The organism is Paenibacillus sp. GD4, from assembly GCF_030846225.1.
GTDB classification, from domain to species: Bacteria; Bacillota; Bacilli; order Paenibacillales; family NBRC-103111; genus Paenibacillus_G; species Paenibacillus_G silviterrae.
The window spans coordinates 4,301,366-4,327,411 of record NZ_JAVCYK010000001.1; the positions used below are offsets into that span (position 1 = coordinate 4,301,366).

Annotated in this window: 22 protein-coding genes; 20 read left to right on the plus strand and 2 right to left on the minus strand. The window is 53.7% G+C overall.

Features of this window, described 5'->3' with window-relative positions:
* The first annotated feature begins 3 nt into the window (after nt 1-3).
* The 15 genes from sdaAA (at nt 4) to RAC89_RS20480 (ending at nt 19,159) form a co-directional block, all read left to right on the plus strand.
* Nucleotides 4-936: an L-serine ammonia-lyase, iron-sulfur-dependent, subunit alpha gene (sdaAA, locus tag RAC89_RS20410; protein WP_306615525.1), complete on the plus strand. Its 933-nt coding sequence runs from the start codon at nt 4-6 to the stop codon at nt 934-936.
* The gene (locus RAC89_RS20415; RefSeq protein WP_306615526.1) at nt 911-2,110 is read left to right on the plus strand and encodes a M20 metallopeptidase family protein; all 1,200 of its coding nucleotides are present in this window, start codon (nt 911-913) and stop codon (nt 2,108-2,110) included. The genes sdaAA and RAC89_RS20415 overlap by 26 nt, the downstream gene beginning before the upstream one ends.
* A gap of 29 nt (nt 2,111-2,139) precedes the next feature.
* Nucleotides 2,140-3,480 (plus strand): hypothetical protein, encoded by a 1,341-nt coding sequence (locus tag RAC89_RS20420; protein ID WP_306615527.1) that lies wholly within the window; start codon nt 2,140-2,142, stop codon nt 3,478-3,480.
* A 170-nt stretch (nt 3,481-3,650) separates the two neighbouring features.
* Entirely contained in the window at nt 3,651-4,157 is a 507-nt protein-coding gene (locus tag RAC89_RS20425; protein WP_306615528.1) for a TRAP transporter small permease, read from the plus strand.
* Entirely contained in the window at nt 4,157-5,452 is a 1,296-nt protein-coding gene (locus RAC89_RS20430; RefSeq protein WP_306615529.1) for a TRAP transporter large permease, read from the plus strand. Before RAC89_RS20425 ends, RAC89_RS20430 begins: the two co-directional genes overlap by 1 nt.
* A gap of 135 nt (nt 5,453-5,587) precedes the next feature.
* On the plus strand, nt 5,588-6,628 hold the full coding sequence (locus RAC89_RS20435) for a TRAP transporter substrate-binding protein (RefSeq protein ID WP_306615530.1): 1,041 nt from the start codon (nt 5,588-5,590) through the stop codon (nt 6,626-6,628).
* A gap of 59 nt (nt 6,629-6,687) precedes the next feature.
* Nucleotides 6,688-8,577 (plus strand): sensor histidine kinase, encoded by a 1,890-nt coding sequence (locus tag RAC89_RS20440; protein WP_306615531.1) that lies wholly within the window; start codon nt 6,688-6,690, stop codon nt 8,575-8,577.
* Nucleotides 8,578-8,586: 9 nt separating this feature from the next.
* Nucleotides 8,587-9,342 carry a response regulator transcription factor gene (locus RAC89_RS20445; protein ID WP_306615532.1) on the plus strand — a complete coding sequence of 252 codons (756 nt, stop codon included), beginning with the start codon at nt 8,587-8,589 and terminating at the stop codon, nt 9,340-9,342.
* 347 nt (nt 9,343-9,689) lie between these two features.
* Nucleotides 9,690-11,255 (plus strand): glycoside hydrolase family 43 protein, encoded by a 1,566-nt coding sequence (locus RAC89_RS20450; protein ID WP_306615533.1) that lies wholly within the window; start codon nt 9,690-9,692, stop codon nt 11,253-11,255.
* 410 nt (nt 11,256-11,665) lie between these two features.
* Entirely contained in the window at nt 11,666-12,793 is a 1,128-nt protein-coding gene (locus RAC89_RS20455) for an IS110 family RNA-guided transposase (protein WP_306612462.1), read from the plus strand.
* Nucleotides 12,794-13,839: 1,046 nt separating this feature from the next.
* Nucleotides 13,840-14,991: a Gfo/Idh/MocA family protein gene (locus RAC89_RS20460; protein ID WP_306615534.1), complete on the plus strand. Its 1,152-nt coding sequence runs from the start codon at nt 13,840-13,842 to the stop codon at nt 14,989-14,991.
* 18 nt (nt 14,992-15,009) lie between these two features.
* Complete coding sequence (locus RAC89_RS20465; RefSeq protein WP_306615535.1) at nt 15,010-16,167, plus strand: dihydrodipicolinate synthase family protein; 1,158 nt, start codon at nt 15,010-15,012, stop codon at nt 16,165-16,167.
* Nucleotides 16,168-16,197: 30 nt separating this feature from the next.
* A complete protein-coding gene (locus RAC89_RS20470; protein ID WP_306615536.1) occupies nt 16,198-17,019 on the plus strand; it encodes a sugar phosphate isomerase/epimerase family protein in 822 nt (273 codons plus the stop codon).
* Between the two features lie 83 nt (nt 17,020-17,102).
* Nucleotides 17,103-17,915 (plus strand): helix-turn-helix transcriptional regulator, encoded by an 813-nt coding sequence (locus RAC89_RS20475; protein WP_284638536.1) that lies wholly within the window; start codon nt 17,103-17,105, stop codon nt 17,913-17,915.
* Nucleotides 17,916-17,941: 26 nt separating this feature from the next.
* Nucleotides 17,942-19,159 carry a Gfo/Idh/MocA family protein gene (locus RAC89_RS20480; protein ID WP_306615537.1) on the plus strand — a complete coding sequence of 406 codons (1,218 nt, stop codon included), beginning with the start codon at nt 17,942-17,944 and terminating at the stop codon, nt 19,157-19,159.
* A gap of 28 nt (nt 19,160-19,187) precedes the next feature.
* Here the strand turns inward: RAC89_RS20480 and RAC89_RS20485 are convergent, their stop codons facing one another.
* On the minus strand, nt 19,188-19,604 hold the full coding sequence (locus RAC89_RS20485) for an NUDIX hydrolase (protein WP_306615538.1): 417 nt from the start codon (nt 19,602-19,604) through the stop codon (nt 19,188-19,190).
* A gap of 115 nt (nt 19,605-19,719) precedes the next feature.
* Entirely contained in the window at nt 19,720-20,763 is a 1,044-nt protein-coding gene (locus RAC89_RS20490) for an SIS domain-containing protein (RefSeq protein ID WP_306615539.1), read from the minus strand.
* Nucleotides 20,764-21,017: 254 nt separating this feature from the next.
* Between RAC89_RS20490 and fba the strand changes: the two genes are divergently transcribed.
* The 5 genes from fba to RAC89_RS20515 all read left to right on the plus strand — a co-directional run bounded on the left by fba (nt 21,018) and on the right by RAC89_RS20515 (nt 26,046).
* Entirely contained in the window at nt 21,018-21,884 is an 867-nt protein-coding gene (gene fba, locus RAC89_RS20495; protein ID WP_306615540.1) for a class II fructose-1,6-bisphosphate aldolase, read from the plus strand.
* Nucleotides 21,881-22,810, plus strand: coding sequence for a 1-phosphofructokinase family hexose kinase (locus RAC89_RS20500; RefSeq protein WP_306615541.1), 930 nt, complete (start codon nt 21,881-21,883; stop codon nt 22,808-22,810). Before fba ends, RAC89_RS20500 begins: the two co-directional genes overlap by 4 nt.
* Before the next feature lie 96 nt (nt 22,811-22,906).
* Entirely contained in the window at nt 22,907-23,689 is a 783-nt protein-coding gene (locus tag RAC89_RS20505; RefSeq protein ID WP_306615542.1) for a DeoR/GlpR family DNA-binding transcription regulator, read from the plus strand.
* Nucleotides 23,690-23,846: 157 nt separating this feature from the next.
* Entirely contained in the window at nt 23,847-24,770 is a 924-nt protein-coding gene (locus RAC89_RS20510; RefSeq protein WP_306615543.1) for an aldo/keto reductase, read from the plus strand.
* Between the two features lie 181 nt (nt 24,771-24,951).
* Nucleotides 24,952-26,046, plus strand: coding sequence for an SGNH/GDSL hydrolase family protein (locus tag RAC89_RS20515; protein ID WP_306615544.1), 1,095 nt, complete (start codon nt 24,952-24,954; stop codon nt 26,044-26,046).

Consider the following 26,046-nt stretch of genomic DNA (forward strand, 5'->3'; position numbering starts at 1 on the left):
GTCATGATGTCTCGCTCTTTATTGGAATGGGTCCGCAGATGTGAGGAGGAAGGGAAGAGCATATCCGAGCTTATGCTGTCGGACCAATGCAAGGAATCCGGCACCACTGCCGATGAAGTAATTGGCCGAATGTCGGAGCTGTATCGGGTAATGAAGGATGCCGTTCATCGCGGTCTGACGGAAAACACGGTTTCCCGGAGCGGTCTGACCGGACTGGATGCGAAGCGGGTAGCTTCCTATATGCAGCAAAACGGCGAGCCGAACGCCGGAACGGATGCCTGCCGCGCCATGACCTATGCGTTTTCCGTATCGGAGGTCAACGCTTCCATGGGCTTGATTGTAGCAACGCCTACGGCGGGCTCCTGCGGGATTATTCCCGGGGTGTTCGTCAGCGCTCAGGAACGTTTCGGCTGGACGGACGAGCAAATGACGATGGGGCTGTTCTGCGCCGGAGGAATCGGTCATGTCATCGCCAATAACTCCTTCATCTCGGGTGCGGAAGGAGGCTGCCAAGCGGAGGTCGGCTCGGCCATCGCCATGGCGGCGGGCGCACTGGTAGAGCTTAGGGGAGGGACACCGGAGCAGTCGGTCCATGCCGTCGGGCTGGCTTTAAAAAATTCGCTGGGGCTCATCTGCGACCCGGTCGCAGGACTGGTGGAGATTCCATGTATCGTTCGTAACGGCTTCGGCGCCGTGACGGCTCTGGCGGCTGCAGATATGGCACTAGCGGGGGTGCGAAGCGTCATCCCGGCCGATGAGGTTGTTCAGGTGATGTATGAGGTAGGCAGCGGAATGCCGGAGCAATTCCGGGAAACCGCGAAGGGCGGATTGGCTCAATCCGCTACGGGCAAGGCCATTGCGAAGCAGTTATTTTCACAGGAATTCACAGGCGAAGAGGGGGGAGAGCAGCATGAGCACGAATCAGGTGAAGCCTGAGCTCGCTTTTCAGTCCGTGTGGGCTGCAGCAAAGGAACTGGAGAGGGAAATGACGCAGATTCAGCAGGCGCTCCATCAATGGCCTGAGCTTGGGTTTCAGGAGGAGAAGACGGCTGCGCTTGTCGCGACGATTCTGAGCGAAGCAGGCTTGGAGGTCAAGCAGGGCATCGGCGGAACCGGGGTTGTCGCCGAATGCCGCGGCAAGCATCCGGGACCGGTGATCGCGCTGAGAGCGGATATGGATGCGCTGCCGATTCAGGAGGAGACCGGCCTGTCCTACCGCTCCCATCGGGAGGGACATATGCATGCCTGCGGGCATGACATTCACACGTCCATTCTCATAGGAGCGGCCAAAATCGTTCAACGTCATGCCGATCGGCTCGCAGGCACTGTCCGCTTCTTATTCCAGCCGGCTGAGGAACTGAATGCGGGAGCCGCAGCGATGATGGAGGAAGGCGTTCTGGAGGGAGTAAGCGAAATTTATGCCCTTCATAACCTGCCCGGACTGTCAGCGGGGCATGTTGCGGTTCGCCAAGGCTCCATGATGGCGTCCGTCGACCGGATCGAAATCACCATAACGGGTCGCGGGGGACATGGCGCTATTCCGGATCAATGCATCGATCCTATCGTAGCCGCTTCCGGTATTGTCAGCGGACTGCAGACCGCCGTGAGCAGGGAAATCTCTCCCTTTGAGTCCGCCGTTGTGACGATCGGAAGCTTTCACGCCGGGGATGCCAACAATGTGATTCCGAGTACCGCCGAGCTTACGGGAACGGTGAGAACCTTCTCGAGCGGGCTGCAAAAGCAAATGCCGGGCAAGCTGGAGCGCATCATTACGCATATCGCCTCAGCTCATGGCTGCCAGGCGGCGCTTCGTTATATCCCGCAAACCCCGGTACTTGCCGGCTCTGAGGAGTGTGTGGATAAAGTGAAGCAAACGGCGGCGGCTCTGCTTGGAAGCGATAAGCTTCATGAAGCGGCACCGACGATGGCCGGCGAGGATTTTGCCAAATACCTTCAGGAGGTACCCGGTTGTTTATTCTGGCTGGGGTCAGGTACAATAGGGGATACGAATGAAGTGTTTGGGCTGCATCATCCGAAATACACAGCGGATCAAGCTTGCCTCGTTCCGGGTGCGGCCATGCTGGCATCCTTGGTGCTGCCCAAGACATAACGTTGTAGCTCAGGGGGTACATGCAACACATGACGGAATCTGATCAGGCTTCCATGACTAAAGGAATTCGAATCGGCTTTATCGGACCTGCTCCTATGATGGCTTTGCTTCGCAAAGCCGCAAGGGGCTTTCCTTCCTTCGAGCCGATTTGCCGAATTTATGAGAACGTAAATGAAGCCGTCCAGCTGACCGACGCGCTTGCCGAGGAGGTGGAGGTCATCCTCTACTCCGGGCCGATTGCGTACCAGCTTTGCATCGAACAATGTCATTTGACGATTCCAGTCCATTATATCCCGCTCACAGGGTCCGGTTTGTACCGTTCCTTATTTCGGATGAACCGGCTCTGGGGGCTTGGTCCCATGTCGGTCGATACCCTGCCGCTGCAGCCGTTCCGCCATGCCTTTCAAGAGCTGGGCGAACAACTGCCGGAGCTGATCTTCTGCCCCGCGCAAGAGCGGATCGATGTAGAGGAAATCAAGAAATTTCATCTCGAGCAGTTTCGCTCGGGACGCTCCCAGGGGGCGCTGACGGCTCTTCGGTCGGTCTATGAGGCGTTAGCGGCTGAGGGCGTTCCCTGCGACTGGGTGCTGCCCACGGAGCAGGATGCGGTCGTATCGCTGGAGAGGGCGCTGCTGTCGACGCAAACCCGACGCAGCAAGGAGTCCCAAATCGTGTTCGGGCTCGTCCAAGTGGACGATTTCCGCAAGGTAGCGGAGAATACAAGGTCCGAGCATGAGTTTCAGCGGGTCAAGCTGGATATTCAAAGGCTGATGCTGGAGTATGTGGAAACCTTGGAGGGCCATATGACGATGGTAGGCGGTGATGAATATTTGTTTGTGACGACACGCGGCACCTTCGAGCGCTTGACGGGAGGGTATAAATACATTCCGCTCGCGCCCAAGAAGAGGATTGGCCATAGCTTGAGCTTTAGCATAGGGATCGGCTTCGGCCGCACGGCGAATGAGGCGGGAACACACGCCAGAACGGCGTTAATCCGGGCGCAGGAAGCGGGGGGCGCCACCTGCTTTATTGTCCGGGAGGACGAGAGCTTGCTGGGGCCGATTGAGTTGGGCGAGCCTGCCTCCGGCACGATTACGCTGCTGGACGCCGATTTGGTGAAGCGCGCCAAGGAGGCGGGCTTGACGGAAGCCTACTTGAGCAGGCTGGTAAGCTCCGCTTCGCGGGCAGGTAAGAGCGAATATGATGTGCATGAGCTGTCATCCGCGCTCGGCATTACCGTTCGGAGCACCCACCGGCTGATACTGCAATGGGTGGACGCCGATCTGGCGGAGGTTGTTCGCGAAGAGCGCCGCAGCGCCAAAGGAAGGCCTAAGCAGATTATACGGTTTCCATTTTTGACGAATGTGTAAAAAGAGAAAATGCAGCAACCAACCAACATGTCGGAGGTCCGGCATGTTTTTTTGCTTTTACCACCTAAAAATATTACAAAAAGTTCTAAAAACGCCTCCCTTATCTGAGCGGTCCCCAGCCTATACAATACCTATATGTAAGCACTTACAAGATGAAAGGGAGGAAACAGATGAAGAAACGGATGCAGAAGCTTGCCTTATCGCTGGATTCATTCTTTGAGGGCATTTCGCTTGCGGCGCTATGCGGCATGACGCTGATCGTGATCCTGCAGGTGGTGACGCGCAAGCTGTTCAATTTCGTATTTTTCTGGTCGGAGGAGGTCACGCTTCTGCTGATGGTGTGGTTTTCCTTCATGGGCATATCGATCGGCTTTCGCGAGAAGCTTCATATCGCCATGGATTCGTTCACGAATTTGTTCGGAGCAAGGTTTAACCGGGTGTGGGACAAAGTCATCCAGCTGTGCATCTTCGGCTTCGGATTGTTTCTGCTCAGCACCGGCTGGCAATTTACCGTAGATCAATATGCGAATACATTGCCGGCGACCGGCTGGACGAACAGTCTCTACTATGTCGTGATGCCGATTACGGGCTTGATGATTTGCATTTACAGTGCGCTTGCCCTGTTCGGCGTAGATACGAGACGACATCACGGCTTGGAAGAGGAGGTGCCTAGCTAATGGATCCGACGATAGCAACGATCATTCTCGCCGTAAGCTTTGTACTTATGCTGCTTCTTAGGTTTCCGATCGCGCTGACGATCGCCGGCTCAACGCTGCTGACGGTCATGTACCTGGACATTCCCTGGATTGTCGTAGGCCAGCGCATGGTTCAGGGGATGAATTCTTACTCGCTGCTCGCGATTCCCTTTTTCATTCTCGCAGGTACGATTATGGGAGAAGGGGGCCTGGCCACCCGGCTGATTCAATTCGCCCAGCTCTTCGTCGGTGCCGTACGCGGCGGACTCGCTATGGTAAACTGCATCGCGTGCCTCTTCTTCGGCAACATCTCCGGGTCGGCCGCAGCGGACGTATCCTCCATCGGCTCCGTCCTCATTCCGGCCATGAAGAAGAAAGGCTATGACGCCGACTACACGGTTGCGGTCACCACCTCCGCGGCAATTCAAGGCGTGGTCGTCCCGCCGAGCCATAACATGCTGATCTATTCGCTGGCAGCGGGAGGCGTTTCCGTTTCCGCCCTGTTCCTGGCCGGGATCGTTCCCGGGCTGCTGCTGCTGGCCACACTGATGACCGTTTCCTACATTATTGCCGTGAAGCGCGGCTATTCGAAGGGCGAGCCGATTCCGCTCAAAGAGGTGCCTCGAATCGTCAAGGAAGGCTTTTTGTCACTAATGACGGGAGTGATTATTCTAGGGGGCATTTTCAGCGGCTGGTTTACCGCAACGGAAGCCGGAGCCATCGCCTGCGTGTACGCGTACATTCTGACGTTTTTTGTTTACAAGGACCTCCCGATGTCGCATACTTGGGTCATCTTCAAGAAGACGTTCCGTACGGTCGCTATGGTGCTCTTCCTTATTTCGGCCTCCGATGCGCTCGGGTGGGTGCTGGCTTACCTGAAAATTCCGGCGATGGTCACCGATTTGTTCTTGAGCGTAACGGACAACCCGCTGCTCATTCTGCTCATGATCAACATTCTCCTGTTGCTGCTCGGTGCACCGATGGACATGGCTCCGATGCTGCTTATCATGACGCCGATTTTGCTGCCGGTCGTGACCCAGCTGGGGATGGATCCGGTGCACTTCGGAATCATCATGGTGCTGAACTGCGGGATCGGGCTGATTACGCCTCCCGTCGGGACGGTGCTGTTCATCGGCTGTGCGATAGGTAAGGTGACAGTAGAGCAGGCGACGAAAGCCTCCTGGCCGTTCTTCCTGGCGATGGTGGGGGTACTGTTTCTCATCACCTACGTGCCGGGGCTGGTCATGTGGCTGCCTGATCTCATTTTGAATAAATAGGATGAGCAACAAGGATATGGAATCCTAAAAAAGTTACAAAAAAATATAAAATGACTCCTGTTCCGGGGTAAAGCGCTTTCATTTATACTAATAACAGTTCAACAGATACCACTAAGAATAAAGGGGAGAATGTCGATGAAAAGAACACCCGTAAAACTGATGACGACGATGGCTACGATACTTCTAACCGGAAGCCTGCTGGCCGCCTGCGGAGGGACGGAGAAGCCGCAAGGGAATCCCGCAGCCGGAGGAGCCGCAGAGGTGAAGAAGCCAAGCTATACGTTCCGCCTCGCGGAGACACATCCTCCGGATTACCCTACGACGCTGGGCGATAAGAAGTTCGCCGATCTTGTCAAGGAGCGTTCGGGCGGACGCATCAAAATCGATGTGTTCCCGTCGGCCCAGCTCGGCGAGGAGAAGGCGGTCGTTGAACAGGTGCAGCTGGGAGCCATCGAATTTACTAGGGTCAGCACAGGCATTCTCTCCAGCTTCAATAAGGATTACGGTGTGTTCAGTCTGCCTTATATCTTCGACTCGGAAGCGCATATGTGGAAGTTCCTCCAGGGGGAATCCGGTGAGAAGCTGCTCGACAGCCTGCAGGCATCCAAAATGAAAGGGCTTACGTATTACGAGCCGGGCTCCAGAAACTTCTATACGAAGAAGCCGGTAACGAAGCTGGAGGACTTGAAAGGGCTGAAGATTCGGGTCATTCAAAACCAAGTCAATATCGATATTATGAAAGCGCTCGGGGCCAGCGCCACTCCTATGGCCTACGGCGAAGTATTCAGCGCGATTCAGACTGGCGTCATCGACGGAGCGGAGAACAATTATCCGAGCTACTATTCCTCCAAGCATTATGAGGTGGCAAAAAATTTCCTGGTTGACGAGCACCAGCGTGTGCCGGAAGTGCTGCTCATCAGCAAGACGGTATGGGATAAGCTGTCGGATGAGGATAAGAAGCTGATTAAGCAGGCGGCATTGGACTCCGTGCAGTATCAAAGAGACGAGTGGAAGAAGTATGAGAAGGAGTCCGAGGACAAGGTGAAGGCGGCGGGTGCGGTCATCACGAAGGTGCAGGACCTGAAGCCTTGGCAGGAGGCGGTAAAGCCTGTCATCGATAAATACCGGCCGGAGTATAAAGAAGTGCTTGACGCGATTGACAAAAGCAAGAAATAGTTAGGACCCAAGGAGAGGCTCTGCCAGACGGAGTCTCTTCTTTCATCCTGCCGCACGCTGTGCGAGAGGTTTTCCGCGGCCCGTTGTCGAATGTGAAGGGTGAGAAGAACGTTAATGGGCAGGTGCTTCCGATGGACCGCATAGTGCAGATAGTCAAACGATGTGCGCACCACATTTTACTAAGAGATCATCCTCTCGTGGTTAAGCTGCTGATCTATTCCGGCTTGCTGGTGATGATTCCCATGCTCGTGGTCGGCTTAATCTCATATACGCGCTCCTCCGAGGTACTGGAAAGAGAAGCGCAGCAATCCAGCTGGCAGATCATTGAGCAGGTGAAGATGCATGTCGAGCATTATGTGAGGGATTTTGAAATTACGACGCTAAAAATGATCAACCACCCGGATATGCGCGAGTTTCTCTCGATGCAAACGCAGGAGGAAATTGAGCAAAGCGGCATCCGCGGCTCGGTTCAGGAAATCCTTATGAATGCAGCCTATTCGAGAGGGGATATTTCCGGGATCACCCTGCTGATCGACAATCTGCGGATTATCGATACTTCTTCCTTGCAGAACGCGGTGCCGGCGGAGGAGATGAGGAAGGAATACTGGTATGAGGCGGTGCCGCTTACAGGGGAGCCGATGCTCGTCAGCCGCTTCATCAGGCAGCAGGACCGGCAGGAGCCGGTGATTACCATCGCCAAGCGCATTTTCAGCTCGACGACGTTAAAGCCTATCGGAATGATCGTCATCGATGTTAATTTTAAGCGGATACAAGAAATTGCCCAGGTCGTGACGATCGGCCGGACCGGCTTTATGAGCATCCTGGATTCCAAGGGGCATTATGTATTCCATCCGGATGTGCAGCAGCTCGGACAGAAGTCGAATTACAGCGAGTGGCTTACCGCAGACAGCGGCTCGCTCGCTATGGGGCAGGATCGCCGGGAGCTGCTGACCTACAGCCGCTCCAGTGAGCTTGGCTGGACTTTGCTTACGGTGGTGCCCTACAAGGAGCTGACGCAGGGCGTTAACCATATCGGCCAAACCATATTATGGACTACGATCCTTACTTTGCTTGCCGCTTACCTGATCGGAGCCGCCTTCACCGCCAGCATCATTCGTCCGATCCGCGATCTGCATAGAAGCATGCGCAAGATCGAAATGGGTGATTTTGATACCAAGACGGTGATAGAAAGCAACGATGAGCTCGGCATGCTGGCGAAGGGCTTCAATAAAATGGTGGAGCGGCTGAAGGAGCTGCTTGATGAGATTTACTTCACCCGGCTGAAGGAGACGGAGATGAGTTTGCGGCAAAAGGATACCGAGCTTCGGGTGCTGCAGGCGCAAATTAACCCGCATTTTCTCTATAATGCGCTCGAAACGATCCGGGGCATGGCGCTGGATAAGGATGCGGACGACATTGCGCTGATGAGCTCGGCGCTTTCCAAGCTGTTTCGCTACAATTTGAAGGAAGCCTCGCAGACGACCGATCTCCGTCAGGAGCTTGAAGTGAGCCAGCTGTACCTGCGAATTCAAAAATTTCGCTTCGAATCCCGGCTCGAGTACGGCTTCCGCTTGCCGGAATGGGCCGAGCGGCAGTCGATTGTCCGGTTCTCGCTGCAGCCGATTTTGGAGAATTGCATGAATTATGCGATGGATCCTTCGACAGGGATGACCCGCATTACGATTACGGCTGAAAAAGAGGGAGAGGAGACCTTCCTCCTTCACGTTCGAGACGAGGGGCCCGGGATTGCGGAGGATCGTCTGGAAACGATACGTTTTGATTTGGACCATCGGGATCTGATGCTGGACTGTTCGCACATCGGCTTAGTGAACGTTCACAGACGTACCAAATATTTGTTCGGTGAAGGCTGTGGAATCATGCTGGACAGCAAGGAAGGTCAAGGCACTTGCGTCACCATACGATTGCCGTTCCGGAACGGAACGGAGTAGGAGGGCTTTATGTATAAGGTGCTGCTGGTTGACGACGAGCGTTGGGTACGTACCTCGCTTCGCAAGACAATGGAGCGGATGGAGCTGCCGTTTGAGGTGGTACAGGAATCGGCCAATGGCTTGGAGGCGAGAGATTGGCTTGAACGCAACGAGGTGGATTTGGTCATGACCGATATCCGGATGCCGGTCATGGACGGTCTCCAGCTGGTTCGCTTCGTCCATGAGCTGGAACGGCCTCCCGAGGTGGTCATTGTGAGCGGGCATGATGAATTCAGCTATGCCCAGCAAGCGATGAAGTACGGAGTCAGCGAGTACATGCTGAAGCCGGTCACGGAGGAGGACCTGGAAACTTGCCTGACAGGGCTTCGGAAGAAGCTGTTGAAAAAGCAGGCTGCGCTGGAAAGCCAGGGGGACGGCGATGCCGTCGATACGAGAGAGATGTCGACGATTGAGCAAGTGATTCACTTTGTCAAATCAAGGCTGCCCGGCGAGGTCAGTCTGCAGGAGGCCGCGGGGGCGGTATTCTTAAACCCGAGCTATTTAAGCCAGCTGTTCAAGCAGGAGATGAAGGTCAATTTCGTCGATTATGTGCTGACACTGCGTATGGAGGAAGCGAGGCGCCTGCTGAGAACGACCTCCCTGCGTATTTCGGATATTGCGGAGCGGGTAGGGTATGCCGACATTTCTTATTTCAGCAACACGTTTAAACGGCTGCTCGGGGAAACCCCCTCCGAATTCCGTAAAGGGGAGAAGAAGCTGAACTGAACAACAATTGACCTACCCCGCGCAGTGCTGTTGAAAATCGATCCAAGGGGAAATGACACAAGAATATTCAAGTATTTGCGATTATGTCATGAATATAGCAAGAATTTGATATCCGCCATGTACTATAATAGACTTATACATGGCTATCTAAACTTGCTGTATACGGTATTGCAGCGGCGGACAGCCGCTTATTTTTTTATAACATCAGAATTTATAAGTTTTGAGCGGAGCTCAATGATTCTGATGTTTCAAGAAAAGCTACCTTTTTGACACGAATGCACTACTTTGAAAGGGCTTCGATAGAAGCTTTTCTTATCGGTTCTTTTACCATGGGAGGGGACAAGAGGATGGCAGCTAATCTAGAAAACAAGGTGTGGGTAGCAGATCTCGGAAACGGACAATTCCGTAATCCGATCTTGTACGCCGATTATTCGGACCCGGATGTGGTCCGTGTCGGCGACGATTTTTACATGACGGCTTCCAGCTTCAATAGCTCTCCGGGGCTTCCGATTCTTCATTCCAAGGATTTGGTCAATTGGAAGCTGATCTCTTATGCGATTGACCGTCTGCCGGGCGGTTATGACGATGTCGTACGGCATGGCGACGGTGTTTGGGCTCCCAGCATCCGATACCACGACGGAAAGTTCTGGATTTTCTTCAGTGCGCCGGATGAGGGAATTTATATGACTACGGCGGAAGCCGCGGAGGGGCCTTGGTCTCCTCTTCATCTCGTGAAGGAGGTAAAGGGCTGGATCGATCCTTGCCCGTTCTGGGATGAGGATGGACAGGCTTACCTGGTTCACGCGTTTGCCAAGAGCCGGACGGGCATCAAGCACAAGCTGAAGCTGTGCCGGATGAGTCCCGACGGCAAAGCGCTGCTCGATGACGGCCATATTATCTTCGACGGGGAAGAGAACCATCCGACGATGGAAGGCCCCAAGATGTATAAGCGTAACGGCTACTACTATATTTTTGCTCCGGCCGGAGGCGTTCCGACCGGATGGCAGACGATCTTGCGTTCCAAGAGCGTTGACGGTCCGTATGAGGATAAAATTGTGCTCCATCAAGGGGACACGGAGATCAACGGGCCGCATCAAGGCGGGTATGTCGAGCTGGAATCGGGGGAATCGTGGTTCGTGCACTTCCAGGACCGCGAGGCTTACGGACGCATCGTTCACCTGCAGCCGATGCGCTGGGAGAACGATTGGCCGGAAATGGGCGTCGATTCCAACGGCGACGGCATCGGCGAGCCGGTGGTGGTGTACAAGAAACCGAATGTCGGACGGGAATGGCCGATTGAAGTACCGGACACGAGCGACGAATTCGAGAGACCGGAGCTTGGTCTGCAGTGGCAGTGGCAGTCGAATTGGAAGTCCTCCTGGTATTCTCTGCAAGCGAACCCCGGGCAGCTTCGACTGTATGCCGAGCCGCTGCCTGCCGGCGTAACGACGCTGCATCAAACGCCGAATGTGCTGTGCCAGAAGCTTCCGGCTCCGAATCTTACGGCGACTGTGAAGGTGAGCCTAAAGCCGGCGACCGCTTCGGATCGCGTTGGCTTTACGGTCTTCGGCTACGACTACCGCTATCTTGCCTTAAGCAAGTCGGGAGAGAGCTGGAAGCTCGCTTATGTTGCGGGAAGCGGAAACAAGGAGGGCGCCACGGAGGAAACGATGGAGGTGGTCGACCTGCCGTCCGTAGAAACGATCTACTTCCAAACCACTGTGGTTCTGGAGGCGGAATGTACTTTCGCGTATAGCTTGAACGGCGTGGACTTCCACCCGATCGGCGACAAGCTGACCGCCGTACCGGGCGGCTGGGTCGGTGCGAAGCTAGGCTTGTTCTGCACGCAAGAATCCGGCGCGCCGGCAGGCGGTTATGCGGACGTAGACTGGTTCCGGATCGTAGAGCTGTAGATCTCTTACTAACAAAAACGGGTATATCAGAGGGGCTGATCCCAGAGAGCAGAAATTTTGCTTTTTGGGGATCAGCCCCTTTTCACATGCAGAAATATAGGCCTTCATGTGTCGGGTAAAGGGGAGAAAGCTGCTAATGAAGTCAATTCATAATAATATTGACTTCAATCGCACTAATTGAGCTTTGGCAGCGCAAATCTGCTTGCGATTTCCGATATAGCGCCAGACGCCTGTAACGCGATTTTTTCATCTTACGGTGGCAGATGAACACATTTTTGGTACGGTAAGTTAAAATGAACGAAACCGACTACCATTTTGCATTACGTAGGGTGAATTTGGAAATCAATTGATTGAGCAATCAAATCAATATTCCAAAACAGAGCTACAAACAAAAGGAGGTCGGTTTAGTAATGAGTATAACCATAAAATATGTTGGTCTAGACGTATCCAAAGAAAAAATAGCTGTAGCCATCGCCCCCGAAAATAGAAATGAACCCGTCAGGTTCCATGGTGTCATCTCGCATACGAAGGAGGCTGTTCGTAAACTAGTTAATCAGTTAATGAAAGATGATGACGTAAAGTTAAGTATATGCTATGAGGCTGGCCCTACGGGGTTCGTCTTGTATCGATGGCTTTTGGAGATGTATGTGGAATGCAGCGTCATCGCACCAACAGACTTAGAGGGGAATACTCGAATAAAAACAGATAAGAGAGATGCTGTACGTCTAGCGCAGCTCTGGAGAGCAAATGAATTGACAGAGATCTATGTACCACGTCCCGAGGATGAAGCCTTGCGAGATTTGGTTCGGGCCAGGGAAGATGCCGTACAAGACAGGAATCGGCATAAACAGCGTTTAACCAAGTTTCTGCTTCGCCATCAGATCCACCCGCCCAAGGGCGTTCGAGTGTGGACTCAGCCATATGAAAATTGGTTAGATACTTTACGGTTTTCTCGGTGTTGTGAGGATATGGTATTCCAAGAATACCGAAACAGCATCCAAGAAGCTACGAACCGGATCCGAAGATATGAAGCGGAGATGGAGAAGCAAACGAGTGAAGGATGCCAAGCGACCATGATCCAAGCATTGCAGGGGCTCCATGGCGTTGCCCTAATTACAGCCGTTACTGTAGCTTCGGAACTTGGCCACATTGCAGGAAGATTCGCATCCCCTCAGCAGCTCATGAGTTATGTGGGGCTGGTGCCATCAGAACGTTCTAGCGGGGGGAGTCGTTGGCAAGGTGGGATAACGAAAGCTGGAAATGCCCATATACGTAGGGTATTGGTTGAAGCCGCCTGGAGCTATCGGAGCTCACCTGCCATACGGAAAACGCTGCGAGATAGGCAAAAAGGACTGAGTTCGGAAATTGTCAATATCTCCTGGAAAGCACAAAAGCGATTACACCACAAATACAAGAAGCTCCTTTTCAAAGGAAAGCACAAAGGAACCATCATCGCCGCAGTAGCCCGAGAGCTTATAGGTTTCATATGGGCCATAGCCAAGGAAGTAGATAAGCAAAAAAACAGCATCACAGCATAAAAAATAAGGGTATGATTGAATGAAAAAGGAAGTGATTCCGGCTTAGTGAGTTAGGCAATGCGTTACGTTACATTCTTTGGCTCGAGGGCAAAGTACTAAAGCAAGGCAGAGAGTAATAATCCGCGGAAATCACCTGCGCAAAGTCAATCTTTCAGGTAGTGCGGCTTCATGCGCGTCGTAAGTTTAGCAGGTAAGCTCTCTGGTCGTATACAATTCACTTGTGATAACCCACGAATATCAGGTTGCCAACCGGCGCAAAGAACCATTTTGCCCTCGTGCCAAGGAATGAAACTCATTCGAACCACAAGCTCAAATTAAAGAAAGACAGCAGGGAGCACGCCCCCTGCACCCCGTTACTCGCCGTAGGGCAGGGTCTGGCTTGATCAGCCAGACCGAAGTAAAAAAGTATGGGCAGAGTGAACCGCCTGTCAAAAAAGGCATTTGACAGGCTTACTTTAGAGCACTCCAAATCAAGGGTACGTGCTGAGCACTTGACGGTTTCGTTCATATCAGGTGATTTCATAACGTTACAAGGAGCGTTACCGGGCCGTGATAAGCATCAGACGCATTGTAACGCGATTTTTTCATCTTACAGTGGTATAAGAACGCATGTTTGGTTCAGTAAGGTGATTTCATAACTTTACAGGGAGCATTACCGGGCCGTGGTCTGCCGCAGGGATCGACAAAAGCTCGTTTTGAAATTGACTTCATGTGCAGAAATTTGCGTCTTAAACAAGTTTAAAACGGGATTTGTGAGAATAGGCATCTTTAAGAGGGTGCCATGGCGATATACGAGACACTTGCTCTTGGAATGTTCTATGTAAGCACAAATCACCAAAATTGCCATGGAAATTATGGGTACATGCTGCCTATTAGCAGAAATGTTGAGCCAGCTAAGAAATGAACAAACCCCGAACCACTGACCTTTCTGGAGGAGAAATTATTTCCAAAATTAAGAATCCGTTTCCCATTGTAATAAGACTTCCCCAGGCAAACGGCCTACAATAGGGAGGAAGAGAAAAAATGAACTATTGGAGGCAGAGAACATGGCAGAGATTCAGCTAGGTATCATTATGAATGGCGTTACAGGACGGATGGGCACGAACCAGCATTTGATTCGCTCCATTGTTGCGATCCGCAAGCAAGGAGGCGTTGCCCTGCCGAACGGCGATGTCATTATGCCGGATCCGATCCTGGTGGGCCGCTCGGAGAGCAAGCTGCGCGCATTGGCGGAGGCCCATGGTCTCAGTCGCGTAAGCACGGACCTGGACGAGTGCCTGGCGGATCCTTACAATGTCATCTATTTCGACTCCCAAACGACCGTGCTCCGTGCTGCGGCCTTGAAGAAGGCGATCCAAGCGGGCAAGCACATTTATACGGAGAAGCCGATTGCCGAAACACTGGAGGAAGCCACCCAGCTGGCACGCCTGGGGCGGGAAGCGGGTATTAAGAACGGGGTCGTTCAAGACAAGCTTTTCCTCCCGGGCCTGATCAAGCTGAAGCGTCTAATCGATTCCGGATTTTTTGGCAAAATATTGTCCGTCCGACTGGAATTCGGCTACTGGGTGTTCGAGGGCGATTGGCAACCGGGGCAGCGTCCTTCCTGGAATTACCGCAAGGAAGACGGTGGCGGCATCATTGTCGATATGTTCGCTCACTGGCGGTACGTACTTGACAATTTGTTCGGTGAAGTGAAGTCGGTGTCCTGTCTGGGTGTGACTCATATCGACGAACGGATTGATGAAAACGGCCGCAAATACGCTTGTACAGCGGATGATGCGGCGTATGCCACGTTCGAAATCGAAGGCGGCATTGTCGCTCAGGTCAATTCCTCTTGGGCCGTTCGCGTGGATCGCGACGAGCTTGTTAACATCCAGGTTGACGGTACGCATGGAAGTGCTGTCGCAGGGCTTCGTTCCTGTAAAACTCAGCATCGGGTAAATACCCCTAAGCCCGTATGGAACCCGGATATCCCGAATCCGCTGCAATTCCGCGAGCAATGGGAGGAAGTGCCGGACAATCAAGTGTTCGACAACGGCTTCAAGATTCAATGGGAAATGTTCTTAAAGCACGTCGTAGCCGATGCGCCTTTCCCTTGGGATCTCCTCGAGGGGGCTAAAGGTACCCAACTGGCAGAGCTCGCGATTCAATCCTGGCAGGAACGCCGCTGGATTGATATCCCTGAGCTGTCCCTATAGGAAAAGGAGGGGAAGCATATGCACATCAAGCTGCCGCGGCAGGACGGCTCGACCTATTTGTATGAAGTTGGCCGATATGAGCCTATCAGGGTCGCCAAGGGATCCTTTGAGAAGCGGACGGCTTTCTCGGCTGCGCATGTCGTCGTCGATCCCTTCGCCACCACGGACCCTATCTTGAATCCGAAGCTGGATATCGAAGCCAGCATGGCGTACCGCCATCGTCTGTGGTCGCTCGGCTTCGGCGTTGCCGAGGCGATGGATACGGCCCAGCGAGGCATGGGCCTTCAATGGGAAGCGGCCAAGACGCTTATCGCTCATTCCGTCAAGGAAGCCAAGTCCGTGGGGGGACTTGTGGCGAGTGGAGCCGGCACCGATCATCTCCCGGCTGCCCCCGGCCTTAGCCTGGAGCAGGTGGAGGCTGCCTACGAGGAGCAGTGCTCCTACATCGAAGGGCTGGGAGGCCGCATCATTCTTATGGCAAGCCGGGCCTTAGCTGCGGTTGCACAAGGACCGGACGACTACCGCCGGGTGTACGGTCGCATTCTCAGTCAAGTGAAAGAACCGGTCATTCTGCATTGGCTTGGCGATATGTTCGATCCGGCGCTGGCCGGGTATTGGGGCCATAAGGACGATTACGCCGCCATGGAGGTTTGCCTCGATATTATCCGAAGCCATGCTGACAAGGTGGACGGCATCAAAATTTCGCTGCTTGACGCAGGGAAGGAAATCGAAATGCGGCGCAAGCTGCCGCAAGGGGTTCGGATGTATACCGGCGACGATTTCAATTACCCGGAGCTCATAAGCGGAGACGAGCAGGGGTACAGCCATGCGCTGCTCGGTATTTTCGATGCGATCGCACCGGTAGCTTCCAGTGCTTTGCAGGCGCTCGATCAAGGGCGTATGGATGCCTATTACGAGCTGATGAATCCGACGCTGCCTCTGTCGAGACATATTTTCCAAAAGCCTACGTATGCCTACAAGACCGGAGTCGTGTTTTTGGCTTATTTGAACGGCTTCCAATCCCATTTCCGTATGGTGGGCGGAGCCGAGGGGCAGCGGAGTGCAACCCATCTTGCCGAGCTGTTCGTGCTTGCCGATGAAGCGAGACTGCTCGCGGATCCGGAGCTGGCGGCCAAGCGGATGCAGCGGATGCTGCTGCTGGCGGGAGTGGAATAACAAAAGTACTGCGGAGAGGGGCGCTTGCGAATGGCGGACAAGGAATTGATGCAAAGGTTAAGTCTGAATCAAATTACGACGGAGCGCTGGACCTTAGAGCAGGCGGTGGCCGGATGCGTCCGGGCCGAGATCGGATGGATCGCGCCTTGGCGTCATAAGGTGCAGGAGGCGGGGCTGACGGAGGCACGCCGCATGATCCGGGATGCCGGACTTCGTGTATCGAGCTTATGCCGCGGCGGCATGTTTCCGGCGGAGACGGCTGCGGAGCGGGAGACGAAGCTGGAGGATAACCGCCGAGCGGTCGAGGAAGCGGCGGAGCTTGGCACGGATGTGCTGGTGCTGGTATGCGGTCCCGCATCAGGCAAGGACATCGGACTCGCCAGGCAGTGGGTGCAGGAAGGCATCGAGAAGCTGGTGCCCTTCGCCAAGGACCATGGAGTGAAGCTGGCCATTGAGCCGCTCCATCCTATGTACGCAGCTGAACGCTCTGTCATCAACACCTTAGGTCAAGCGAACACATTAGCCGAGAAGTTCGCGCCGGAGGAGGTCGGGGTGGTTGTCGATGTATTCCATGTCTGGTGGGATCCCGAGCTGTACGAGGAGATCGCTCGTGCCGGGACGCGTATTCTAGGGTACCACGTGTCGGATTGGCTTGTGCCGACGCCGGATATGCTGCTTGGCCGCGGTATGATGGGAGACGGCGTCATCGAGCTCAAGAAGATTCGCTCGGCCGTAGAAGCGGCAGGCTATCAAGGACCGATCGAGGTTGAAATCTTTAATCAGGCCATTTGGGATATGCCGGGAGACGATGCGCTGACTTTAACGAAAGCAAGATTCCGGGAGCACGTGTAACGCTTGGATCGAAACAACCCTTTGCGAATAAGCCCCTGCGGAGTACAATGGAAATAACTTGATTCTACGGGGGCGTTCGTTGCATGGAGATAACGAGGATCGATTTGCCGGAGAATGGCATCCTTCTCTACGAGAGCAAGCATGGAGACGGGCACGAGGTCGCTGAGCATCGGCATGCGATTCACCAAATTCTCTACGTCTTGGATGGGAACGGTTACATTACGATGGAGGGCAAACGGTCCGAGCTGACGCCGGATAATTTCGTGCTGATCGTGCCCCGCTCGGATCATTCCATCGTGTCCGTCCGCAGACTGACCCTGCTTGTACTGGCCTTCGAAGAGGCTGCGCTTGGGGAAGAAGTGCAGAGAGGGCTGTTGATGAAGCAGCTGAGGCAATCAATGGTGCTTTATATTAATCCGATGATGGCTACGGATATTCGGCAGCTGCTACGCAAGATGATGTTCGAGCAGGGCAATCATGACGCTCTGTGCAGCTGGGCACTGCGGGTTTATTTGCAGGAGGTGTTATTGCTCCTCTCCAGATCCCAACAGCAAGGCGCCAAGGCGGATTCGAACCATTATCGGGCGGAACGGATACGTAAATATATTGATGACAACTACTTCAAGCCAATCACGAACGGCGATCTGTCCAGCAAAATGAACATGAGTGCAAGGCATGTGAACGGCATTTTCAAGGAGTGCTACGGGATCACGCCGTTTCAGTATATGACCGAGGTGCGGATCCGAGCGGCTCAGAAGCTGCTGTCCGAGACCGATAAGGATATCGTTACGATCTGCTTTGAGGTGGGCTACGAGAACGTGCCTACCTTTTACAGATCGTTTCGCAATGTTGTCAAGCTGCCGCCGAATAAATTTCGGCAGCAGCATAAAGAATAGAGTGCGAACCGGGAGAGTGAGCTCGAATGGGGACGAAGATCGCCTTAATAGGCATTGGCGGCTGGGGAAAATTCCATGTCAATCAGATCAGCAGCTTGGTGCAGGATGGCTTGCTGGATTGTATCGCTTTCGCCGAAATCCGGCCGGAGCTGCATAAGGACTCGTATGATCAGCTGACCGCTATGGGAGCGCGGCATTATTCAGACTATAAGGAGCTGCTGCAGGCGCATGGCGAGCTTGATTTTGTCGTGATCACGGCGCCGATTCACCTTCACCAGCCGATGGCGCTTTATGCCATCGAACGGGGCATTCACGTGATGATGGAGAAGCCCCCGACGGCGACCGTACAGGATCTCGATACCCTGCTGGAAGCAAAGCGCGCTAACGGAACGGTCTGTACCGTCCATTTCCAGCACACCTCGGGCCGGGCGTTTCGTCATATGCTCAAGCTGATTCAGGAGGGCGCGATCGGGGAGCTCGTGTCGGTAACCGGCATCGGGACATGGAAACGCACGAATACATATTACGAAAGAACTCCTTGGGCGGGTAAAATCATGCATAACGGCGCCTACGTGATGGATGGCAGCATTCATAATCCGTTAGCTCATCTGTTTCAAAATTGCTTGGTAGCCGCCGGCAAGGGCGACCCGGAGGCGGCATGCCCGGAGTGGGTAACGGCCGAGCTGTATAAGGGACATGAGATTGAAACGGAAGACACCTCCTGCGTACGCATAAGCACGAGAAACGGTGTCGCGATCCACTACTATTCCACCCTGTGCCACGATGCCAATCTGCCGCCCCATATCCGAGTGAAGGGAACAAAGGGAGAGCTGGTGTGGAATTACAATAATGAGCTGACCTGGACGGATGAGAATAAGGTAGAGCACCCGTTCCGTCATGGATCCGAGAATCTAAGCCGAAATATGTATCTCAACATGATCGATGCGGTGAAAGGGGAAACCCAAGAGCTGTACTGCTCGCTGGAGGCGTGCCGAAGCTTTATGGTGGCCGCTAACGGCGCCTTTGCCTCCTCCGGCCGGATTCATCCCGTTCCCTCGGAGCATGTTGACGTGAAGGAAGAGAAGGGAGAGGTTGTGACAACGATTCGTGACGTGGTCTCCACCATCCATTCCGCAGCGGAGAAGGGATTACTGTATTCGGAGCTGGGCATAGCTTGGGGGGCTTCGGGACACAAGCTGGACACAAGGGATTTTCGCAGGTTCGGCCTAGACCTGATGCAGTGACAACAAGGGCGGAGGACCTCCGCCCCGTTTACTCTCCGAAGAGCTGATCCCGGTACAGCTTGACCTGCTCCAGCATATGACCGATATTCCCTTCGCCGGCGAATAGGGACATATCAAAGAAATCCCGGTTCAGATCCGACCAATAGAGCTCGTTCTCCTCTCCCGATACCGAGACGTCATGCTTTAGCCTCCCGGCGTACACCTCGACATAACAAGACTGGTAATAATATGTAAAATCCATTACATGACGCAGCTCGATGTCATTTCTCGTAATCCCGGTTTCCTCTTCCAGCTCTCTATAAGCCGCTTCGAGACCGGCTTCTCCGGCTTCGATTTTCCCCCCTACGAGGTTGCTGAGTCCTTTATACGGATCCTTCCGCCTTTTGCAAAGCAATAGTTGATCCTCATCCCGGTTGTATACCATGATGACATTGTAGCCTTGCATTCTTGAAGACCTCCTTTCCAAGTTTGATTCCATCTTAGCATATTTGTCCGTGAAAAAAAGCGGTACCGGAGTGCAGCGCATTCTCCGGTATCGCTTTTTTTGCTCAAGGCGAACGTTACAGCTTCACCCATGCCACCAGGCCGTCGGGCTGATCGGGATCGATGCCCTGACGTTCGGCGCTTGTCAGTGCTGCAATTTGGGGCAGGAAAATAAACGGAATTCCTTGGGCCGCCACATCCAGCTCGTGGTCCGAAATAACGGCCAGATCGACGTGCTCATCCGGGATCGCCTCGGCCCGATCGGCGAAGGCTATGACCGTAGCGCCCCTCCCCTTAATGTCACGAAGCAGGTTTTGCTGATGGACAGTGCCTTCGCCGGAAATTGCTGCGATGACCAAAGTATCCGGTCCTACCGTAACCATAGGGCCGTGGCGCACATCCAGCAGATGGTAAGCATGCGCCTGAACCTTGGCAATCTCGGTTAATGCAATTGCGCCTTCGGCAGCGAGCCCTTGAAGCTCCCCGTCTGCCAGTACGACCGCATTCGTCCAGGCCGCGCGCGCCGTTTCCCGTAAACCGGCTTCCACACGTGCCATATAAGCCTCACCTTGATCGATGGCCTTCTTCACGTCGGCAATCAACTCTTCATCGTCTCCGAGGAAGGCGGCGAGCAGTAAATTAACGGTATACAGGTTCGTTACCGTTCTTGTTTGACAGACGCTGTGGTCGAAGGCCCAAGGGAGCTCCAAAGAGAAATCAGCCTGCTTGGATAGCGGGGAATCGGCAACGCAGGAAATCGCCAGGATCGGTACATGCTGATCCGCCTGAATCAATCGGACCGCTTCTACCACCTCGCTTGTACTTCCGGAGCGGGAGGGAGCCACCAGCAGGGTATCGGCGAGCAGAGGGCGGTAACGCTTCGGATTCAGCATAAGGTCGCCTCCGGCCAGTGCAGTGGAGGGGATCCCCGCCCGTAAACGGACAGAGCTTGCGGCCGACTCGCTTAAGCAATAGCTTGAGCCGCAGCCGACGAAGGTGATGGATCGAATCGAATGAGAGCGGACGAAGGAGACGATTTCCTCCCGTTTGGAAAGCAGATAGTCGTAGGTTTGCTGTAAAGCTTCGTATTGCTGTTTCGTTTCACGATAAGTCAGGCTCACGATGAATGACCTCCTTAATGAAATGTGCTGCTATAACGACAGTGTAAAACATGAAACTGAAAATATCAATCACAAAATGTTAAACCCAATCAAAAATAGACAGCATCACATGTTTAAATTTATTTTGTTAAAATGAAAAAAAGATTGATTGATGTGAGTAAATTGTTTATCATGATCATAAAAATGTTATTATCAATCAATTTGTAACCGAGTTAATTCAAACTTTTTTATTTATATTTGGGGAGGAACTCATCATGCCATTAATTTCATCAACAGCTATGCTTCAAGCGGCCCGAAGGAACCGATACGCTGTGGCGGCATTCAACGTTCACACGCTGGAGATGCTTCAAGCGGTAGTGGAGGCGGCAGCCGAGACACAATCGCCGCTTATCATTCAATCCACCGTGGGTACGGTCAAACATCTGGGGCCCGATTATATCGCTGCGGCTGCGACGGTTGCGGCGAACCGCACCGGATTGCCTATCGCGCTTCACCTGGATCACTGCACGGATTTTTCGCTGATTGTCCAGTGTATACGCGCCGGATATACCTCCGTCATGATCGATGCCTCCATGCATCCCTTTGAAGTGAATGTGGAGCAGACACGCCGGGTAATGGAGGTGGCCGCTGCCGCCGGAGTCAATGTGGAAGCCGAGCTCGGCAAGGTGGGCGGCGTCGAAGACGATATTGTTGTGGATGAGCGCGACGCTTTGTTGGCCGATCCGGAGGAATGCAGCCTCTTTATCGAACGCACAGGTGTTCCAACTCTAGCTCCGGCTATTGGAACGGCTCATGGCATTTATGTAGGGGAGCCGAATATCGATTTTGCCAGAATCGCTCAAATCGCCGAACGAATCGAGGTGCCGCTCGTACTGCACGGGGGCTCGGGGATTCCTGCCGAACAAGTGAAGAAGGCCGTTTCCTTGGGAATGGCGAAGATGAATATCGCGACGGAGCTGCGCATCGCCTTCTCGGACGCGATCAAGCAGGTGTTTGCCGAGCATCCGAAGGAGAATGATCCCCGTAAATATATGGTCCCGGCAAAAGAGGCGGTCAAGCGGCTGGCGATTGAGAAAATGCAGCTGTGCGGATGTATCGGTAAAGCCGGAGAGATCCGATGATTACAACGGTTACACTGAACGCGGCCATCGACAAAACCTACTATGTAAAAGGACATCAGCTCGGCTGGGTTCACCGCGTTGCTTCACAACTTGACGAGCCCGGGGGTAAAGGGAACAATGTGGCCAAAATTGTTCATTTGCTCGGAGGGGAAGTGACCGCAACCGGCTTTATCGGCGGCAGCAGCGGCGCCTTCATTGAGGAACGGCTGGCCGAACGCGGCATTCATACCGCTTTCGTCAAGGTTCCGGGTCAGTCTCGCATTTGTCTCAACATCATTGATGAGGACAGCGGCCAATCTACAGAACTGCTGGAGCAGGGTCCGACGATTCAGGACGATCATATCCAGGCTCTCAAAGCGACGCTCCGGCGGTTATCCGAGCGCTCCGCCGTTGTGGTTCTTGCCGGAAGCCTTCCCCAAGGAGCACCCGCCGAGCTCTATGCCGAGCTTATCGGCATCATTCATACCTCCGGTTCCCGCGCCTTCCTGGATACTAGCGGAGCCGCCTTGAGCTTCGGACTGCAGGCGCGGCCGCATTTTGCAAAGCCGAACGAGCAGGAGTTGGCTGATTGGCTCGGGCGGGGACAGTTGGAGGAAAGCGACTGGGCGGCAGCGGCGGCGCAATTGGCGGCAGCTGGCATCGCGCAGGCCTGCGTTACGCTGGGCGGCAGCGGCTCGGTATCCTTCATCTACGGTGCCCTCTATCGCGCCATCCCTCCCGAGATTCAAGCAGTGAATACGGTGGGCTGCGGGGACGCTTTTGTTGCGGGCATGGCGTACGGGGAAGAGCTCGGCGTTTCGGCTCCCGAGAAGCTGGCCATGGCTACGGCCGCAGCAGCGGCGAATGCCATGTCGCATCAAGCAGGTCATCTAATCTACGATCAATATTTGCGATGTTTGGAGCAAGTGCAGATCATTCGCCTCTAATCTGTTTTTGCCCGTCCGGTCTTGCTTTCTCCGCCCTCATCCTTCAAAATGAGTAATACATTGCAACCCGGACACGGATCGTCAAAGGAGAAATGTATGCAATATTCGAAGAGTGCAGAGCGCAGAGCACAGGCGCTGGAATTAATTAAAAAGCTCGGTAAAATTTCCATTCATCAGCTAAGCGAAGCCATCGGCTGCTCGGAGGCCACGGCCCGGCGCGACTTGGATCATCTGGAGAAATCGGGACAAATCATTCGAACGATAGGCGGAGCGATCTATGAGGAATCGCTCGTCCAGACGACCTCGGAAATCCCGTTCGCCGATAAGCGTTATTACCGTCAAGAGGAGAAGGAGCATATCGCCGAAGAGGCTGCAGCCCTTGTGAAGGAAGGAGATGTCGTATGCCTGACAGGCGGATCGACGACCTTCCTCATCGCCAAAGCGCTGAAGAACCGCAGTAACATTACGATTGTTACGAACGCTGTGAACATCGCCTACGAGCTGGCGGAGGCGGAGGGGGTTCAGGTGGTTGTGATCGGCGGGGTGATGCGTGCGAATAGCTACGAGCTGATCGGGCCGCTTGCGGAGAACGTGATCGAGAAGATCAATATCAGCAAAATGTTCCTTGGCGTGGACGGCGTCTCGCTGGAGCGCGGCTTCACGACGCATTCGGAGTATGAGGCAAGAATTGCCCAGCTGCTGATCGAACGCTCGAATCAGGTTTATGCCGTATTCGATCATACGAAGCTGAAGAAGGTCGCGCTGTTTACTATCATTCCGCTAGAGCGGGCTACAGGAGTAATCATGAACCCATCGCCCGAGACCTGGTTTGAGGAGGCCTGCAGGGCTGAGCAGCTTGAGGTTTATATTGCACCATAGAAGCATAAGCAAAAGTAAGCTGTCTGCCCCGGTCATTGACCGGGGATCAAGGCAGCTTTTTTGTTTAACGTGAACTACAATCTTGATAACGGTTGCACGGGTATGAGACAATGACCAAGGACATTGATGGGAACAAATTAGGGGAGGATGAACGAACATGAGAACGATCCGGCTTGGAACCAGTACGCTCGAAGTTCCTGTTATTGCCGTCGGCTGTATGCGGATGAAATCACTCGAGAAGAAGGAGGCCGAGCGTTTTATTCGGACGGCGCTTGAGGAAGGTGCCAATTTCTTCGATCATGCGGATATTTATGGCGGAGGCCAATGCGAGGAAATCTTCGCGGATGCTATAGGCATGAACGACAGTGTCCGGGAGAAGCTCATTTTGCAATCCAAGTGCGGCATTCGTAAGGAGCAGGGCTCGTTTGATTTCTCCAAGGAATATATTTTGGACTCGGTGGACGGAATCCTGAAGCGGCTCCAAACGGACTACCTCGACGTCCTGGTGCTGCACCGGCCGGACACGCTGGTGGAGCCGGAGGAGGTTGCCGAGGCGTTTGAGCTTCTGGAGAGCTCGGGCAAGGTGAGACACTTCGGCGTTTCAAACCAGAATCCGATGCAGATTCAGCTGCTCAAGAAGTCGGTGAAGCAGCCGATTGTCGTCAATCAGCTGCAGCTTAGCATCACGAACTCCACCATGATCTCCAGCGGTATTAACGTCAACATGGAGAACGACGCTGCAGTGAACCGGGACGGATATGTGCTGGATTTCTGCAGGCTGCATGATATCACCATCCAGCCATGGTCTCCATTTCAGTACGGATGGTTCCAAGGAACGTTCCTTGGCAATGAGAAGTTCCCGGAGCTGAACCAAAAGATCGACGAGATTGCCGCGAAGTATGGCGTATCCAATACTACAATCGCGATCGCTTGGCTGCTCCGTCATCCTGCCCGCATGCAGCCTGTAACGGGAACCATGAGCGTGGAACGGCTGAGAGATTGCTGTAAAGCGGCTGATGTACATCTAACCCGCCAGGAATGGTATGCGATTTATCGCGCTGCAGGCAATGTTTTGCCGTAACATCGCCCCCGAAGAAACCAGCCTTCATCCCTGATAAAGCAAGGATGAAGGCTGGTTTCTTTTTTTTCGGCAATTGGATGTTAAAAAAGCGCAAGGTTACTTTAAAAAAACCATATCGGCCTATTCCGTTTCAAGGTATGATCATGGTAGCAGGGTCATATAACCGGTGAGGAGTGAAAGGATGATTTACAAAGGAATCAAGCTTCACAATGTAGCCGAATTAGAGCAGCGAGAACATCTAAACGGGGTGATCCTTCATCGCTTCCCTGCGGAAGTCCGTCACTCTCTGAGCGACAAGGGGCGTACGAAGGCAGTGCAATCGAACAGCTGCGAGCTTCGGTTCGTTACGGAATCCGCCAGCATCCGAGTTACCGTATCGGCATACGGCTCCAGCGGCAAGGTGCTCGTGTTCTGCGGCGATTTTTTCCATTCGTCGCATTCGCTTCAAGCCGGTGCGATCACGACACTGAATCTGGAGGTCCCCGACAGGTTCGTTCAAGTCCACGAGGAGGTGCTGCGGAATCAGGCCTTCTCTCCTCGCGTCTGGCGAATTTTCTTTGACCGGTTTACCGCCGTGTTTCATGACATCGATGCTTACGGCCACGAAATTCGCGAACCGCATCGCGATGAAGTGCCTAAGCTTGCCTTTGTAGCTTATGGATCCTCGATTACTCATGGAGCGGGAGCGCTCAGCCACTATAACGGATACACCCAGCAGGCCGCCAGACGTATGGAAACCGACGTACTGAACCTGGGGCTCAGCGGGTCGTGCTTATGCGAGCCCGAGGTAGCGGACTTTATTGCCGGCCGCAGCGATTGGGATTTTGCCTTTTTCGAGCTCGGTGTAAATATGAGATCCGTTCTCACTGTCAATGAGTTCGAGCATAGAATCAAATACCTGCTCGATCGGGTTATTAGCCGGCATCCGGACAAGCCGGTCTTTATTACGACAATCTACCCGAACCGGGCGACGTATTTCAAAGCCGAGGACGATCGGATGGCGGTGAATGAGCATCAATTCAATGAAGTGCTTCGGCAATACGCTGCGCAAAAAAGGCATGGAAAGCTTCACCTCTTTGAAGGCAGCGAGATCATGACGGATTTCACCTCTCTGACATCGGATCTCATCCATCCTTCGGATTACGGACATATCTTAATGGGGGAGAAGCTGGCCGCCTTGATTCGTCCTATCCTTCAGCGTACGGGTATGGAGCAGCAGACGTTCGCTAAAATGGATGATTCACTAAGAGGAGGAGAGAGTCATAAACGTTCGTAA

Coding starts and splice junctions, on each gene's coding strand:
- sdaAA (WP_306615525.1), top strand. CDS start 4: ATGATGTCTCGCTCTTTATTGGAATGGGTCCGCAGATGTGAGGAGGAA.
- RAC89_RS20415 (WP_306615526.1), top strand. CDS start 911: ATGAGCACGAATCAGGTGAAGCCTGAGCTCGCTTTTCAGTCCGTGTGG.
- RAC89_RS20420 (WP_306615527.1), top strand. CDS start 2,140: ATGACGGAATCTGATCAGGCTTCCATGACTAAAGGAATTCGAATCGGC.
- RAC89_RS20425 (WP_306615528.1), top strand. CDS start 3,651: ATGAAGAAACGGATGCAGAAGCTTGCCTTATCGCTGGATTCATTCTTT.
- RAC89_RS20430 (WP_306615529.1), top strand. CDS start 4,157: ATGGATCCGACGATAGCAACGATCATTCTCGCCGTAAGCTTTGTACTT.
- RAC89_RS20435 (WP_306615530.1), top strand. CDS start 5,588: ATGAAAAGAACACCCGTAAAACTGATGACGACGATGGCTACGATACTT.
- RAC89_RS20445 (WP_306615532.1), top strand. CDS start 8,587: ATGTATAAGGTGCTGCTGGTTGACGACGAGCGTTGGGTACGTACCTCG.
- RAC89_RS20450 (WP_306615533.1), top strand. CDS start 9,690: ATGGCAGCTAATCTAGAAAACAAGGTGTGGGTAGCAGATCTCGGAAAC.
- RAC89_RS20455 (WP_306612462.1), top strand. CDS start 11,666: ATGAGTATAACCATAAAATATGTTGGTCTAGACGTATCCAAAGAAAAA.
- RAC89_RS20460 (WP_306615534.1), top strand. CDS start 13,840: ATGGCAGAGATTCAGCTAGGTATCATTATGAATGGCGTTACAGGACGG.
- RAC89_RS20465 (WP_306615535.1), top strand. CDS start 15,010: ATGCACATCAAGCTGCCGCGGCAGGACGGCTCGACCTATTTGTATGAA.
- RAC89_RS20470 (WP_306615536.1), top strand. CDS start 16,198: ATGGCGGACAAGGAATTGATGCAAAGGTTAAGTCTGAATCAAATTACG.
- RAC89_RS20475 (WP_284638536.1), top strand. CDS start 17,103: ATGGAGATAACGAGGATCGATTTGCCGGAGAATGGCATCCTTCTCTAC.
- RAC89_RS20480 (WP_306615537.1), top strand. CDS start 17,942: ATGGGGACGAAGATCGCCTTAATAGGCATTGGCGGCTGGGGAAAATTC.
- RAC89_RS20485 (WP_306615538.1), bottom strand. CDS start 19,604: ATGCAAGGCTACAATGTCATCATGGTATACAACCGGGATGAGGATCAA.
- fba (WP_306615540.1), top strand. CDS start 21,018: ATGCCATTAATTTCATCAACAGCTATGCTTCAAGCGGCCCGAAGGAAC.
- RAC89_RS20500 (WP_306615541.1), top strand. CDS start 21,881: ATGATTACAACGGTTACACTGAACGCGGCCATCGACAAAACCTACTAT.
- RAC89_RS20505 (WP_306615542.1), top strand. CDS start 22,907: ATGCAATATTCGAAGAGTGCAGAGCGCAGAGCACAGGCGCTGGAATTA.
- RAC89_RS20510 (WP_306615543.1), top strand. CDS start 23,847: ATGAGAACGATCCGGCTTGGAACCAGTACGCTCGAAGTTCCTGTTATT.
- RAC89_RS20515 (WP_306615544.1), top strand. CDS start 24,952: ATGATTTACAAAGGAATCAAGCTTCACAATGTAGCCGAATTAGAGCAG.